General features: G+C 74.4%; 11 protein-coding genes. 6 read left to right on the forward strand and 5 right to left on the reverse strand.

What is annotated here, in order from left to right; genetic code table 11:
- Both AB0M03_RS05515 and AB0M03_RS05520 read right to left on the reverse strand, forming a co-directional pair.
- The gene (locus tag AB0M03_RS05515; protein ID WP_363488703.1) at positions 1-2424 is read right to left on the reverse strand and encodes an HAD-IC family P-type ATPase; all 2424 of its coding nucleotides are present in this window, start codon (positions 2422-2424) and stop codon (positions 1-3) included.
- Between the two features lie 53 nt (positions 2425-2477).
- The gene (locus AB0M03_RS05520; protein ID WP_363488705.1) at positions 2478-2762 is read right to left on the reverse strand and encodes a DUF2530 domain-containing protein; all 285 of its coding nucleotides are present in this window, start codon (positions 2760-2762) and stop codon (positions 2478-2480) included.
- A 248-nt stretch (positions 2763-3010) separates the two neighbouring features.
- Between AB0M03_RS05520 and AB0M03_RS05525 the strand changes: the two genes are divergently transcribed.
- Together AB0M03_RS05525 and AB0M03_RS05530 are read left to right on the forward strand one after the other, a co-directional pair.
- Positions 3011-4477 (forward strand): NCS2 family permease, encoded by a 1467-nt coding sequence (locus AB0M03_RS05525; RefSeq protein ID WP_363488707.1) that lies wholly within the window; start codon positions 3011-3013, stop codon positions 4475-4477.
- Between the two features lie 384 nt (positions 4478-4861).
- Positions 4862-6553, forward strand: coding sequence for a hydrogenase maturation protein (locus AB0M03_RS05530; RefSeq protein ID WP_363488709.1), 1692 nt, complete (start codon positions 4862-4864; stop codon positions 6551-6553).
- Positions 6554-6622: 69 nt separating this feature from the next.
- Here the strand turns inward: AB0M03_RS05530 and AB0M03_RS05535 are convergent, their stop codons facing one another.
- Positions 6623-7603 (reverse strand): MHYT domain-containing protein, encoded by a 981-nt coding sequence (locus tag AB0M03_RS05535; protein ID WP_363488711.1) that lies wholly within the window; start codon positions 7601-7603, stop codon positions 6623-6625.
- Positions 7604-7870: 267 nt separating this feature from the next.
- Here AB0M03_RS05535 and AB0M03_RS05540 point away from each other — a divergent pair, with 267 nt between their 5' ends.
- Both AB0M03_RS05540 and AB0M03_RS05545 read left to right on the forward strand, forming a co-directional pair.
- On the forward strand, positions 7871-8305 hold the full coding sequence (locus AB0M03_RS05540; RefSeq protein ID WP_363488713.1) for a MarR family transcriptional regulator: 435 nt from the start codon (positions 7871-7873) through the stop codon (positions 8303-8305).
- A 133-nt stretch (positions 8306-8438) separates the two neighbouring features.
- On the forward strand, positions 8439-9950 hold the full coding sequence (locus AB0M03_RS05545) for an MFS transporter (protein WP_363488715.1): 1512 nt from the start codon (positions 8439-8441) through the stop codon (positions 9948-9950).
- 57 nt (positions 9951-10007) lie between these two features.
- Here AB0M03_RS05545 and AB0M03_RS05550 read toward each other — a convergent pair whose 3' ends face one another.
- Positions 10008-10523: a GNAT family N-acetyltransferase gene (locus tag AB0M03_RS05550; RefSeq protein ID WP_363488717.1), complete on the reverse strand. Its 516-nt coding sequence runs from the start codon at positions 10521-10523 to the stop codon at positions 10008-10010.
- A 62-nt stretch (positions 10524-10585) separates the two neighbouring features.
- On the opposite strand from AB0M03_RS05550, the gene thpR reads away from it, so the two are divergent.
- A complete protein-coding gene (thpR, locus tag AB0M03_RS05555; RefSeq protein WP_363488719.1) occupies positions 10586-11179 on the forward strand; it encodes an RNA 2',3'-cyclic phosphodiesterase in 594 nt (197 codons plus the stop codon).
- Positions 11180-11195: 16 nt separating this feature from the next.
- On the opposite strand, the gene AB0M03_RS05560 is transcribed toward thpR, so the two are convergent.
- Positions 11196-12971, reverse strand: coding sequence for a beta-galactosidase (locus AB0M03_RS05560; RefSeq protein WP_363488721.1), 1776 nt, complete (start codon positions 12969-12971; stop codon positions 11196-11198).
- 84 nt (positions 12972-13055) lie between these two features.
- Between AB0M03_RS05560 and AB0M03_RS05565 the strand changes: the two genes are divergently transcribed.
- On the forward strand, positions 13056-13910 hold the full coding sequence (locus tag AB0M03_RS05565) for an AraC family transcriptional regulator (RefSeq protein ID WP_363488723.1): 855 nt from the start codon (positions 13056-13058) through the stop codon (positions 13908-13910).
- Positions 13911-14005 lie beyond the last annotated feature (95 nt).

The following is a 14005-nucleotide window of genomic DNA, read 5'->3' on the forward strand; positions in this document are numbered from 1 at the left end:
TCAGCCGCCGTCCCCGGCCGGTTCGGAGCGCAGCACGATCACCCGCCAGCTGATCTCCAGCAGTACGCCGGCGATCCCGGCGATGATCACGCCGATCCACGGGTCGCGGACGCCCGCCAGCTGCAGCTGGAAGAAGTCGGACAGCCAGGGCACCACCAGCACCAGGGCGAAGGCCCCGCCCATCGCCCCGATGAGCAGCAGCCGCCACCACGAGTACGGACGGGCGACGATCGCCAGCACCCACATCGCGACCAGGAAGAGCGTCAGCGTCGCCACGCTGGTGTCGGCCTCCAGGTCGGTGCCGTTGTTGGCGCGCGCCAGCATGTACGCGGTGAAGGTGGCCGTGCCGGCGATCACCCCGCCCGGCACGGCGAACCGCAGCACCCGCCGCACGAAGCCGGTGCGGGCCCGCTCGTTGTTCGGCGCCAGCGCGAGGAAGAACGCCGGCACGCCGATGGTCAGGGTGGACAGCACGGTGGAGTGCCGCGGCAGGAACGGGTACGGCACATGGGTGAAGACCACCAGCAGGGCGAGCAGCACCGAGTAGACGGTCTTCACCAGGAAGAGGTTGGCGACCCGTTCGATGTTGCCGATCACCCGCCGCCCCTCGGCGACCACCGACGGCAGGGTGGCGAAGGAGTTGTCGAGCAGGACGATCTGGGCGACCGCCCGGGTGGCGTCGCTGCCGGTGCCCATGGCGACGCCGATGTCGGCGTCCTTGAGGGCGAGCACGTCGTTGACGCCGTCCCCGGTCATCGCCACGGTGTGCCCGCGCGACTGGAGGGCGCCGACCAGGTCGCGCTTCTGCGCGGGGGTGACCCGGCCGAAGACGGACGTCCGGTCGGCGGTGTCGGCGAAGGCCGCCTCGTCGTCGTGGGGCAGCGTCCGGGCGTCCACCGGGTCGTCGGCGCCGGGCAGCCCGAGGTGGGCGGCGACCGCGCCGACGGCCACCGCGGCGTCCCCGGAGATCACCTTGGCCCGGACCCGCTGCTGCTCGAAGTAGCGCAGGGTGTCGGCGGCGTCGGCGCGCAGCCGCTGCTGCAGCACCACCAGGGCGCACGGCTCCAGCCGGGCCGCCGGGTCCGGGGCGTCCAGCGGCAGCGGGGAGCGGCCGAGCAGCAGGACCCGCAGGCCGCGTGCGCCGAGCCCGTCCGCCTCGGCCAGCGCCGGGTGTCCGGCGGGCAGCAGCACGTCGGGGGCGCCGAGCAGCCAGCTGGCCTCGCCGCCCTGCGGTTCGGCGAGCCGGGCCGCGCTCCACTTGCGGGCGGAGGAGAACGGCACCGCCTCGACCACCCGCCAGCGGCCGTCCGGCGGCGGCCCGTAGGCGTCGATCACGGCCTTCATCGAGGGGTTCGGCCGGGCGTCGGCGCCGCCGAGCGCACCGAGCACCTCGCCGAGCGGTCCGGCGCCGGGCCCGGGGCTGCCGTCGGCGAGCGGCCGCAGCTCCAGCAGGTCCATGCCGCCCTCGGTGAGGGTGCCGGTCTTGTCCAGGCACACCGTGTCGACCCGGGCCAGACCCTCGATCGCGGGCAGCTCCTGCACCAGGCACTTCTTGCGGCCGAGCCGCACCACGCCGATCGCGAAGGCCACCGAAGTCAGCAGCACCAGCCCCTCCGGCACCATCGGCACGATGCCGGCCACCATCCGGCGGACGGCCTCCTGCCAGTCGTGCCGCTCCACGGCGAGCTGGCTGACGATCAGCCCGATCGCGGTGGGCACCAGCAGCCAGGTGATGAACTTGAGGATCTCGTTGATGCCGCTGCGCAGCTCGGAGCGGACGAGGGTGAAGCGGCTGGCCTCCTCGGCGAGCTGGGCCGCGTACGCCTCCCGGCCGACCTTGGTGGCGGTGAACGCGCCGGAGCCGGCGACCACGAAGCTGCCGGACATCACCTGGTCGCCGGGGCGTTTGAGGACGGCGTCGGGCTCGCCGGTGAGCAGCGACTCGTCGATCTCCAGGCCGTCGGCCTCGGTGATCGCGCCGTCCACCACCACCTTGTCGCCGATGCCGAGCAGCACGGTGTCGTCGAGCACGATCCCGGAGGTGGCCACGGGCTGCGCGGTGCCGTCCCGGCGGACCTGCGGGCGGGCCTCGCCGATCAGCGCGAGGCTGTCGAGGGTCCGCTTGGCGCGCAGCTCCTGGACGATGCCGATCGCGGTGTTGGCCACGATGACCAGGCCGAACAGGCCGTCCTGGATCGGGCCGACGACCAGGATGATGGCGAACATCACGCCGATGATCGCGTTGAAGCGGGTGAAGACGTTGGCCCGGACGATCTCGCGGACGGAGCGGCTGGAGCGGACGGGGACGTCGTTGACCTGGCCGCGGGCGACCCGCTCGGCGACCTCGGCCGCCGTGAGCCCGCCCCGACGCCCTGGCGGTCCCGGGTGTCCTGCCTCGGCCGTGCCCTCCGCGGGATGCGTCATGGCACCGACTCTAGGTGGGCACCCGGTCGGGTGCCGCCCTGCCGGGGGAGCGGTCAGTCCAGACGAGTGGCGGGGCCCTCGGCGGTCTCGGCCTCGGCGGCGCGGGCGCGGCGGATGGCGTCCCGGCGGGTCCGGCAGTACCAGAGGCCGATCAGTCCCAGCAGGCCGCCGGAGAGGCAGATCCACGGCCAGGTGCCGTGGCCGTGGGCCTCGAGGGCGCTCTTGAAAGGCAGCAGGGCGAGGAAGGCGACGAACCACAGCACCGTGCCGCCGCCGACGATGGCGACGTCGTTGGCCTCCAGGGGCGGGGGCGAGGGGCGCAGCGGGGTCTTCGGCATGGCCCCTAGGGTACGGGGCGGCCGGGCGGCGGCAGCGGGGCGGCGGCCCCGTACCGCCGATTCCGTCGCGAACGGCCGTAAGGGGCATTGCTCTACGCGCGAAGATGGCGTGTGCACGAGCGGAAACTCATACTTGTGCTTCCGGTTGCTGCTACGCGCGTCATTCCGACGTCCCCAGGCCGCCGGCGGACCAGGTCAGCGCTGCCCCCGGTCCCTCCTCCCGTGCCCCCACCCGACGAGGACCCCGCATGTCTCCGCAGGCCCAGTCGACGCCCGTGCTCGATGCGACCTCCGCGCCCTCCGCCTCCCCCAGGCCCCCGGCCGGCCCGCTCGACCGCTTCTTCCGGATCACCGAGCGCGGCTCCACGCTGCCCCGGGAGATCCGCGGCGGCATCGCCACCTTCTTCACCATGGCCTACATCCTGGTGCTGAACCCGATCATCCTGGCCAACGCCACGGACATGACCGGCGCGCACCTGGACAGCGGGCAGCTGGTCACCGCGACCGCCCTCACCGCGGGCCTCACCACCCTGCTGATGGGCGTCGTCGGCAACGTGCCGATCGCCCTCGCGGCCGGCCTCGGCGTCAACAGCATCGTCGCCCTCCAGCTCGCCCCGCGGATGACCTGGGCCGAGGCGATGGGCATGGTCGTCCTCGCGGGCCTCGCCATCCTCGTCCTGGTCGCCACCGGCCTGCGCGAGCGGGTGATGAACGCGGTGCCGCTCGGCCTGCGCAAGGCCATCGCGATCGGCATCGGCCTGTTCATCGCCCTGATCGGCCTGGTCGACGCCGGCTTCGTCAGCCGCATCCCGGACGCCGCGCACACCACCGTCCCGCTGCAGCTCGGCGGCAGCGGCCACCTGACCGGCTGGCCGGTGCTGGTCTTCGTGCTCGGCCTGGTGCTCACCCTCGTGCTGCTGGTCCGCAAGGTGCCGGGCGCGATCCTGATCGGCATCGTCGCCGCCACCGCGGTCGCCCTGGTGGTCGAGCAGGTCGCCGGTCTCGGCCAGGGCTGGGGCCTCACCGTGCCGACCTGGCCCGGCAGCCCGGTCGCCGCCCCCGACTTCGGCCTGGTCGGCGAGGTCGACCTGTTCGGCGGCTTCCACCACGCCGGCGCGCTCACCGGTGCGCTGTTCGTCTTCACCGTCCTGATGTCCTGCTTCTTCGACGCGATGGGCACCATCCTCGGCGTCGCCGACGAGGCGCACCTGCTGGACGGGAAGGGCGACCTGCCGGGCATCAACAGGATCCTCATGGTGGACGGCATCGCCACCGCCGCCGGCGGCGCCACCTCCTGCTCCGCCAACACCTGCTACGTCGAGTCCACCGCGGGCGTCGGCGAGGGTGCGCGGACGGGCTTCGCCTCGATCGTCACCGGCGCGCTGTTCCTGCTGGCGCTCTTCCTCACCCCGGTCGCCACCATGGTCCCCGCGCAGGCGGCCACCCCGGCGCTGGTCGCCGTCGGCTTCCTGATCCTGGCCAACTCGATCAAGGAGATCGACTGGGCCGACCACACCATCGCGATCCCGGCCTTCCTGACCATCGTCCTGATGCCGTTCACCTACTCCATCACCAACGGCCTCGGCATGGGCTTCATCGCCTTCTGCGTGCTGCGCCTGGCCGCCGGCCGGGGCCGCGAGGTGCCGGTGGCGATGTACGCGGTGTCCGCGGTGTTCGCCTTCTACTACCTGATGCCGGCGCTCGGCCTGCTCTGATCCGCGCCGCCGCCGACGGGCCCTTCCCCGACACCGGGGGAGGGCCCGTCGGCGTTCCCGGGCCGGCGTGCGGGCCGCCGGGGGGAGGCGCGGAGCAGCGCACAAGGGGGCGTGCGGGTGGCGATCCGGCGTCGATTCGACGAAGGGGGCGCGTGTTCGGGGCGGGTGTTGTGCAAGGCGTGGCGACACGCCCCGATCTGGCAACTTGCGTGTGCATGACCATGCTTGGATGGCCGAAATCCCGCCGCGCGGCAGCCCGGACCCCCGACCCGGACGCCCCGCCCCGGTGCCGCGGGCAGCGCACCCGGGTAGGCAGTCGGGCACCCGGAGCCGACCGGACGGGCCATCCCCCCACAACCGCTGACATGTCGTCGGAGGGCCACCTTGCGCATCCTGCTGGTCGCCAGCGCCTTCAACAGCCTCACCCAGCGCGTCCACACCGAGCTGCGCGGCCGCGGCCACACCGTGGCCGTCGAGCTCGCCCTGGGCGACGAGCCAGTCCGCGCCGCCGTGAGCGGCTTCGCCCCCGATCTCGTCCTCGCCCCGATGCTCACCCGGGCCGTCCCCGAGGACGTGTGGAGCCGGCACACCGTGCTGATCGTCCACCCCGGCCCCAAGGGCGACCGCGGCCCTTCCTCCCTCGACTGGGCCATCCACGAGGGCGCCGAGGAGTGGGGCGTCACGGTGCTCCAGGCCGTCGCCGAGATGGACGCCGGCCCGATCTGGGCCTCCGTCCCCTTCACCCTGCCGTCCTGCGGCAAGAGCGAGGCCTACCGCAACGAGGTCGCCGACGCCGCCCTGGAGGCCGTCCTGCTCGCCGTCGAGCGGTACGAGAGCGGCTGGTTCGAACCGGAGCCGCTCGACTACACCCGCTGGGACGTCCGCGGCCGCCTGCGGCCCTACCACGCCCAGGAGTACCGCCGGATCGACTGGGCCCGCGACGACACCGCCACCGTGCTGCGCAGACTCCGCTCTGGCGACTCCCAGCCGGGCGTCCTCGACGAGCTGTACGGCCGCGAGTACTTCCTGCACGGCGGCCACCCCGAGGACGTGCTGCGCGGCGCGGCCGGCACCGTCCTCGCCACCCGCGAGGGCGCGGTCTGCCGCGCCACCGCCGACGGCGCCGTGTGGATCCCGCAGCTGCGCCCGCGCCGCACCCCCGGCGGTCCGGCCACCTTCAAGCTGCCCGCCGCCCAGGTGCTCGGCGACCTCCTCGCCGGGGTGCCCGAGGTGCCCGTCACCCCCTACGACGCGGCCCGCCGCACCACCTGGTCCCAACTGCGCTACCGCGAGCACGCAGGCGTCGGCCACCTCGAATTCGCCTTCCCCGGCGGCGCGATGAGCACCGAGCAGTGCCGCCGCCTGCTCGCCGCCTACCGGGAGGCCTGCACCCGGCCCACCGGCGTCATCGTGCTCGGCCCCGCCCGGGACTTCTACTCCAACGGCATCCACCTCAACACCATCGAGGCCGCCGCCGACCCCGCCGAGGAGTCCTGGCAGAACATCAACGCCATGGACGACCTGGTCGAGGCGATCCTCACCACCACCGACAAGGTCACCGTCTCGGCGCTGGCCGGCAACGCCGCGGCCGGCGGCATGATGCTCGCCGCCGCCGCCGACGAGGTCTGGTGCCGGGCCTCCGCCGTGCTCAACCCGCACTACCGGCTGATGGGCCTGTACGGCTCCGAGTACTGGACGTACACGCTGCCCCGCCGGGTCGGCGAGGAGAACGCCCGCCGGCTCACCACCGCCGCACTGCCGGTGGGCGCCCGGGAGGCCGGGGAGATCGGGCTGGTCGACCGCGTCCGGCGCGGCAGCGCAGGGGAGTTCCGCCGCTGGGTGGAACGGGAGGCCGCAGCGATCGCCGCCTCGCCCGAACTCGGCACCCGGCTGCTGGAGAAGAAGCGCCGCCGGGCCGCGGACGAGGCCGAGAAGCCGCTCTCCGCCTACCGTGCGGAGGAGCTGGCGCACATGCGGCGCAACTTCACCGCTCCGGACGAGCCCTACCACCGCCTGCGGCGGGACTTCGTCCACAAGGTCTGCCCCACCGCCACCCCGGAACACCTGCGGGGCTGAGGCTCCCCGCCGGGGCGTGAGGGCCACCCGGGGGCGCGGAGAACCGCGCCCCCGGGTGGCCCGACCGGTTCAGTAGCGGGGCTGGTCGTCGGGCTGGGGGCCGGACCAGGCCGGGACGACGCGGCCCGAGACCGGGGCGGAGGTCGTGGGCCGGGCCCGCCGGCCGCTGCGCTGGCCGAAGGCACCCTGGCCGTACGGGGAGCCGAGGTCGTCCTGCCGGGACCTCGCGCCCTGCAGCGGCCACTCCGGCCAGTCGTCCGGCGCCCGGCGGGCGGCCTTCTTCGGCGGCAGCGGTGCGGCCGGGCCGGTCAGCACGGGCTGCGGGCGGTGCTGCTTGCTCGGTGCCACCGCGAAGGCCAGGGCGCTGATGAAGACGTAGGTGCCGAAGCCGACCGCCAGCGGGAAGACGAACTGCAGCGCGACCGGGCCGGACGGGGTGCGGTCGGTGTCGGTGAGGTGCACCGAGACCGCGAGCATGCCGGTGAAGTGCATCGCGCAGACGGCCACGCCCATCACCGGGGAGGCCGCCATGACGGCCGCGGTCCCCTTGATGTTCAGCGCCGCCCACAGTGCGGCGGTCGCGGCGAGGACGGCGATCGCGACGGAGGCGCCGACCAGTACGGGGTCGTAGCTCAGCCGGCCGGGCAGCCGCACCGCGGCCATGCCCATGTAGTGCATCGCCGCGACGCCGAGGCCGGTGGCCACGCCGCCGACCAGCAGGGCGCCCCGCGGCCGGGTGCTGTGGCCGACGGTGAAGAGGCCGATGCCGACGAAGCCGATGGCGACCAGCAGGCTGGCCAGGGTCAGCGGGACGTTGTAGCGGATCTCGGCGCCGCTCACGGCGAAGCCGAGCATGGCGACGAAGTGCATGCTCCAGATGCCCCCGCCGAGCGAGACCGTCCCGAGCAGCAGCCAGTTGCGCTTGGAGCGCCCCTCGGCGAGCAGGGCCCAGCGGGTACTGCGCAGGGCGACCAGGGCGCCGAGGCAGGCGATGAGGTACGAGGACGCCGGTGTCACCCAGCCGTAGACAGCGTGGTGGATGTGACCCAAGAGGACTCCCGGGGCGGAGTAGGGGTGCACAGTGCCGGCGTGCTGTGTTCCTGACAATATCGAACCCTAGTCACCCCCTCCGCTCGTGGGCAACGCCGGGAGATTCGGTGAACTCGCAGGTCATCAGCGGTACTTCACGTTAGGGGCAAGATCTCGTCACCGGAGATTGACGCGATGTCCCGCGCGCCTCCGCATGGTGCCTGCGGGTGGGCGGCCGGGCCCGTAAAGGATTTTCCTTAGAGAGGGTAATGACGTAGGCTAATGACCATGCCCGAGATGTCCGAGGACGATCTTGCAGCGATCAGCCAGCTGCGCTCGTCCACGATGCGCCTTGCCCGTCGGCTGAGACACCAGCGTGTCGAGGAGTCGCTGAGCCCCACGGAGATGGGGGTGCTCGGCACCCTGGCGCGCTGCGGCAAGGCAACCCCTGGCGAGCTCGCCCGGCGCGAGCACGTCCAGCCGCCGTCCATGACGCGGATCATCGCGATGCTGGAGGAGAAGGGGCTGGTGCGGCGCGAGCCGCACCCGGACGACCGCCGCCAGGTGGTCGTCAGCAGCACCGAGCAGGCCGAGGCGATCCTCATGGAGAGCCGGCGGCGGCGGAACGCCTGGCTGGCCGAACTGGCCGAAGGGCTGACCGAGGAGGAATGGGCGCTGGTCCGCGCGGCGGCACCGGCGCTCTACAAGCTCGCGCACCTCTGACTCGCGCACTCCGAGGAGCACGACGTCTCACGGCACCCGAACGAAGGAGTACCGCATCACCGCAGGACACATCCGCGACACCAGCCGCGCTGCGACGCACCTGCCCGTCGCCGCGCCCCGAGGGGAGAACACCTTGACACCGCCGGCCGCAGCCAGCGCCGCCGCCACCCGTACCGACGACCTCACCGCAGACCCCGCAGCCGACCGCGCTGCGACCGCCGAGAGCCAGGCGCCCGCACCCGTGGGCCTGCCCGGCACCGGCGACGACGACCCCGACGAACGCACCGCGGCGGCCACCACCGCCGCACCCCGCCCCGCAACGGGCAGCCCCACCGGGGCACGCTTCACCCGGCCCGGGGGGATGTTCTCCTCCCTCCGCATCCGCAACTACCGCTACTACTTCGCCGGCCAGGTGGTCTCCAACACCGGCACCTGGATGCAGCGCATCGCCCAGGACTGGCTGGTGCTGAGCCTCACCGGCAGCCCGTTCGCGGTCGGTGTGACCACCGCGATGCAGTTCCTGCCGATGCTGCTGCTGGGCCTGTGGGGCGGCGTCCTCGCCGACCGGCTGCCCAAGCGCCGGCTGCTGCTCGCCACCCAGGGCGCCATGGGCCTGCTCGCCGCCGGCCTCGCCGTACTGACCGTCACCGGCACCGTGACCGCCGGCCTCGTGTACGTCTTCGCGCTGCTGCTCGGCCTGGTCACCGTGGTCGACAACCCGACCCGGCAGGCCTTCGTCAGCGAGATGGTGCCCGCCCGCGACCTGCCCAACGCGGTCAGCCTGAACGCCGCCAACTTCCAGACCGCCCGCCTGGTCGGCCCGGCCGTCGCCGGTCTACTGATCGCCGCGGTCGGCAGCGGCTGGGCGTTCGCGGCGAACGCACTGTCCTTCGCCGCCGTCATCGGCGGCCTGCTGGCGATGCGGGAGAGCGAACTGCGCCCGACCGCACCGGTCGCCCGGCAGCGGGGCCAGCTCCGCGAGGGCCTGCGCTACGTCCGGGAGCGGCCCGAGCTGCTGTGGCCGATGGTGCTGGCCGGCTTCATCGGCACCTTCGGGTTCAACTTCCCGACCCTGCTGTCCGGCTTCGCCTACGACACCTTCCGGGTCGGCGCGGGCGAGTACGGCCTGCTCAACACCGCGATGGCCGTCGGCTCGCTGACCGGTGCGCTGCTGGCCGCACGGCGCGGCGCCCCCAGGCTGCGCCGGCTGGTCGGCGCCGCAGTGGCCTTCGGCACCCTGGAGGTCCTGGCCGCGTTCGCGCCCGGCTACTGGACCTTCGCGGCCCTGCTCATGCTGATCGGCGTCTTCGGCCTGACCTTCAACACCTCGGTCAACGCCGCCCTCCAGCTGGGCACCGAGCCCGCCGTCCGCGGCCGGGTGATGGGCCTGCTGGTGCTGGTCTTCACCGGCGGCACCCCGATCGGCGCCCCGCTGGTCGGCTGGGTCACCGCCGCGTACGGGCCGAGGCTCGGCCTGCTCGCCTGCGGCCTGGTGTCGGCCGCCGCCGCGGGTGTGGTCGCCGTGGTGCTGGCCCGCGCCGCCGACCTGAGGGTCCGTGTCGACCTGCACCCCGGTGCGGGCGGCCGGGTGGTGGCGGTGGTGCCGCGCACCCTGCCCAGGAAGGACCTGGCCACCGCCTGCTGAGCGGCCAGCCGGCCCGGCCGGCCCGCACCGCGCAGGTGCGGCCCGGCGGGGCCGTGCTCAGACCCGGATCGCCAGGATCTGCCCCGGCCACGGCCCGCCCGGCCGGACCGCCTCGAAGGCGTCGGTGGGGGTGAACCCCAGCCGCTCGTACTGGGCGACCAGCTTGCCGTCGTCGCCCGCGTAGCAGTCGACCCGCAGCAGGCCGATGCCGCGGCGGCGGGCCTCCTCGACGGCGTCCGCGACCAGGGCCGCACCGATCCCGGAGCCGGCCCGGCCGCGGTCGGTGACCAGCAGCCGGACGTACAGCTCCCGCTCGCCGGCCGCGGTGGCGTACTCCGGGGCCTCCTCGGCGAGCACGCAGACGCCCACCGTGCGCCCGTCGGCGTCCTCGGCGGCGCGCAGCAGGTGGTCGCCGGCGTAGCGGTGGACGCGCTCCACCGCGGCCGGCCGGCTCGTCCACGGCCGGTCGCCCCACTGGCCGGTCCGGCCGCGGGCGGCCAGCCAGGCCACCGCGGCGTCGAGCAGGGCGAGGGTGTCGGCCGCGTCCTCGGGGCCTCCCGTTCTGATCTTCATACGGACGGTTCTAGTCGCCGAACACCGCCACGGGAAGGGGGCCTGCGGGGAAGATGGGGCGCATGAGGCTCTTTGTGGCGGTCAACCCGCCGAGTGAGGCGGTGCAGGAACTGGTCGACGCGGCGGCCCCCGTCCGGGAGCTGCCCGGCGCGGAACGGCTGCGCTGGAGCGGCATCGAGGGCTGGCACCTCACCCTGGCCTTCCTCGGGGAGGTACCGGTCACCGACGTCCCCGAACTGGAGGCGGTGCTCGCCCGGACGGCCGGCGAGCACGGCGCGCACCGGCTGCGGCTGGCCGGCGCAGGCACCTTCGGCGACCGGGTGCTGTGGGCAGGCGTGGACGGCGAGGTGTGGGCGCTGCGGCGGCTCGCCGAGGCCGTTCGCGGCGCCGTCGGCGACGTGGGCATCGAGACCGACCAGTACGGCTTCCACCCGCACCTCACGCTGGCCAGGGCCGGGTCGAGCCGTGGCCGCCGCCGCGCCGAGCAGCGGGTGGCCGCCTCCGAACTGCAGCACCTCGCGGCCGGCCTGGACGGCTTCCGCGGCCTGGAGTGGGAAGCTGCCGAGATCCACCTCATGCACAGCGAGACCGGCTTCGGCCCCTCCCGCTACCGCAGCCTCGGCGCCTGGCCCCTGGCCCACTGGGAAGCGTCCTGACGGGGCTGCCCGCCCGTCAGCCTAGGTCCGGGGCGGGGCGGAGTTCGACCTTGCGCGGGCGGGCGTTCCCGAGCTCCAGGAGGGTGATCTCGTTGCGGCCCGGGCGCAGCAGCGGCTGCGGGCAGTACAGGGTGGTCTGCGGGCCCCTGCCGTCGTAGCGGCCCAGCAGGAAGCCGTTCACCCACAGGAGGCCGTGCACGCCGCCCGGTACGGCGAGGAAGGCGTCACCGGTGGACTCCAGGACGAGCGCCCCCCGGGCCAGGCGCTCGCCGTCCGCCGCGCCCCCGTCCGCCTCGGGGCCGAACTCCGCGTCCGGCAGCGGGTCCAGCCGCAGTGCCTCGGCCTGCCAGCCGTGCAGGTACTGCCGCTCGTGCCGGACGCCGTCGAGCCCCTTGGTCTCGCCGACCTGCGGGCCGTAGTTGACTCGGCCGAGCGACTCCACCAGCAGCTCCACGGTGACCCCGCCCGGTACGGCCGTCTCCGGCTGCGGGATGCCGCGCTCCAGCTCGGCCGCCCGTACGCCGTCCACCCGGAGCACCGCCCGGTCGCGCAGGCCCTCCACGGTGAGCGGGAGCTCCGGGCGCCCGGCCGGCACCCGGGTGCGGTAGCGGACCAGCCCGTGCTCCAGGCCGAGTTCCTCGAACAGCGGTGGCACCGGGGCGTGGACGGCCTCCCCGAAGGGCAGCGGGGCCGTCTCGGCGAGCTCCACGACCGCCGCCCCCAGCACCGGCGGCAGCTCCGGCGGGGCGGGCTCCCGGTCGTCGAGGAAGCGGGCCTCGTCGGGGTGCGCGGCGGCGAACTCCGCCAGCACCTCGCGGAACAGCGCGAACTTGGCGGTCGGCGCCCCCCGCTCGTCCAGCGGTGCGTCGTAGTCGTAGGAGGTGGTGGCCGGCTGGTACGGCGAGTGCGTCCAGCCGGTCGAGTTGAACGGCGGGTCGGCGTGGTTGGCGCCCGCGCCGGTGCCGAAGTTGGTGCCGCCGTGCGCCATGTAGAGGTTGACCGAGCCGCCCGCGGCGAGGACGCGGCGCAGCGTGTCGGCCGCGTCCGCGGCGCCGCGGGTGTGGTGCCGCTCGCCCCAGTGGTCGAACCAGCCGTTCCAGAACTCCATGCAGAACGGCGGGTCATCGGGCCGGTGCCGGCGCAGCGCGGCGAAGGCCTCCTCGGGCGCGGAGCCGAAGTTCACGGTGGCCAGCACACCGGGCAGGGTTCCGCCGGTCAGCATGTGGTCCTCCGGCCCGTCGGAGGTGAACAGCGGGACGGTCACCCCGCGCCGGACCAGCCCCTCGGCGAGGTGCCGCAGGTAGGCCGCGTCGCTGCCGAAGGAGCCGTACTCGTTCTCCACCTGCACCATCAGCACGTTCCCGCCGTGGTCCACCTGCCGTTCCACCACGGCCGGCAGCACCTCGTCGAAGTAGGCGTCCACTGCGGCCAGGTACTCCGGGTCGGAGGTCCTGGCCCGCCGCCCCACCCGGGCGGTGAGCCAGCCGGGCAGCCCGCCGTTGTCCCACTCGGCGCAGATGTACGGGCCGGGCCGGACGATCGCCCACAGCCCCTGCCGTGCCGCCTCGTCCAGGAAGGCGCCGAGCTCGGCCGTCCGCCCGAACCTGCCGGGTGCGGGTTCGTGGAGGTTCCACGGGACGTACGTCTCCACGGTGTTCAGGCCCATCGCGCGGACGGCGGCCAGCCGCTGCGGCCACTGCTCGGGGCGGGTGCGGAAGTAGTGCACGGCACCCGACAGGATGCGCAGCGGGCGGCCGTCGAGCCGGAACCCGGCCCGGTCGTAGGTCAGCATGCCCACCAGCCTGCAGGAACGCCCCGCTCCCGGCCATGGACAAAACCCGGTGGGGTGTTGGACTGTCGTCGCCGGAGGTGAGCGGTGCGGCGGTGGTGGCACTACCTGACACCCGGCCCGGCCCAGGCGGCGACCGGGCTGGCCTGCCTGGGCGTCGGCATGCAGCGCGGCCGGCTGCCCGTGGTCGGCCCGCGCACCCTGGACCGCTGGGTCGCGGTCGTGGTCACCTCCGGCAGCGGCTGGTACACCGCCCGGGACGGCTCCCGCCGCCCGGTGGCGGCGCCTTCGGTGCTGTGGCTGCGGCCCGGCGTACCGCACCACTACGCGCCGGACGGCGGCGGCTGGTCCGAGTCCTTCGTCGACTTCACCGGCCCCGGCCTCGCCGGATACGCCGAGCTCGGCCTGCTGCCGCAGGAGGACCTCGTCCCGCTGCTCGCCGCCGACTCCGCCCAGCGGGTGGTCGCCCGGATCGCCGGGGCCTGCCGCCGCGGCGGCCCGCTGGTCGACGCCGAGGCCGGCGCGGCGGTGCACGAGCTGCTGGTCGAGCTGCACCGGCAGCGGGCCGACCTGGACCCGCGCGGAGCGCCCGTGCTGGAGGCGCTGCGCCGGGACGCCTTCCTGCCGCTGCCGGTCGCCGAGCACGCCCGCCGGGCGGGGCTGACGGTGGCCGGGCTGCGGCGTGCGGTCCGCGCCGTGGGGGAGGCCGGGCCGAAGGAGTACCTGCTGGCGGTGCGGCTCAGCGAGGCGAAGCTGCTGCTGGCGGCGGGGGAGCTGCCGGTGGCGGCGGTGGCCCGCCGGGTCGGCTACCCGGACCCGGCCTACTTCACCCGGCTCTTCACCCGCCGGGTCGGGGTGGCGCCGTCGGTCTTCCGCGAGCGGGAGTACCGCGGCGGGCTGTCGCCCCGGGCCGGTACCGAGGGGCCCCGGACGACCGACTAACCTCGAAGCGTGGACCCGAAGACTCGCATGCGGATCGTGACCGGCGCGCTGGTGCTGCTGCTCGTAGTGGTGATCGTCAGCTCGCTCGTCCGGAA

Source organism: Kitasatospora sp. NPDC051914, from assembly GCF_040680995.1.
In the GTDB taxonomy this organism is placed as follows: domain Bacteria; phylum Actinomycetota; class Actinomycetes; order Streptomycetales; family Streptomycetaceae; genus Kitasatospora.

Bases quoted from the DNA above. Each gene is read 5' to 3' on its own strand.
- AB0M03_RS05515 (WP_363488703.1), bottom strand. From the start codon at position 2,424: ATGACGCATCCCGCGGAGGGCACGGCCGAGGCAGGACACCCGGGACCG.
- AB0M03_RS05520 (WP_363488705.1), bottom strand. From the start codon at position 2,762: ATGCCGAAGACCCCGCTGCGCCCCTCGCCCCCGCCCCTGGAGGCCAAC.
- AB0M03_RS05525 (WP_363488707.1), top strand. From the start codon at position 3,011: ATGTCTCCGCAGGCCCAGTCGACGCCCGTGCTCGATGCGACCTCCGCG.
- AB0M03_RS05540 (WP_363488713.1), top strand. From the start codon at position 7,871: ATGCCCGAGATGTCCGAGGACGATCTTGCAGCGATCAGCCAGCTGCGC.
- AB0M03_RS05550 (WP_363488717.1), bottom strand. From the start codon at position 10,523: ATGAAGATCAGAACGGGAGGCCCCGAGGACGCGGCCGACACCCTCGCC.
- thpR (WP_363488719.1), top strand. From the start codon at position 10,586: ATGAGGCTCTTTGTGGCGGTCAACCCGCCGAGTGAGGCGGTGCAGGAA.
- AB0M03_RS05560 (WP_363488721.1), bottom strand. From the start codon at position 12,971: ATGCTGACCTACGACCGGGCCGGGTTCCGGCTCGACGGCCGCCCGCTG.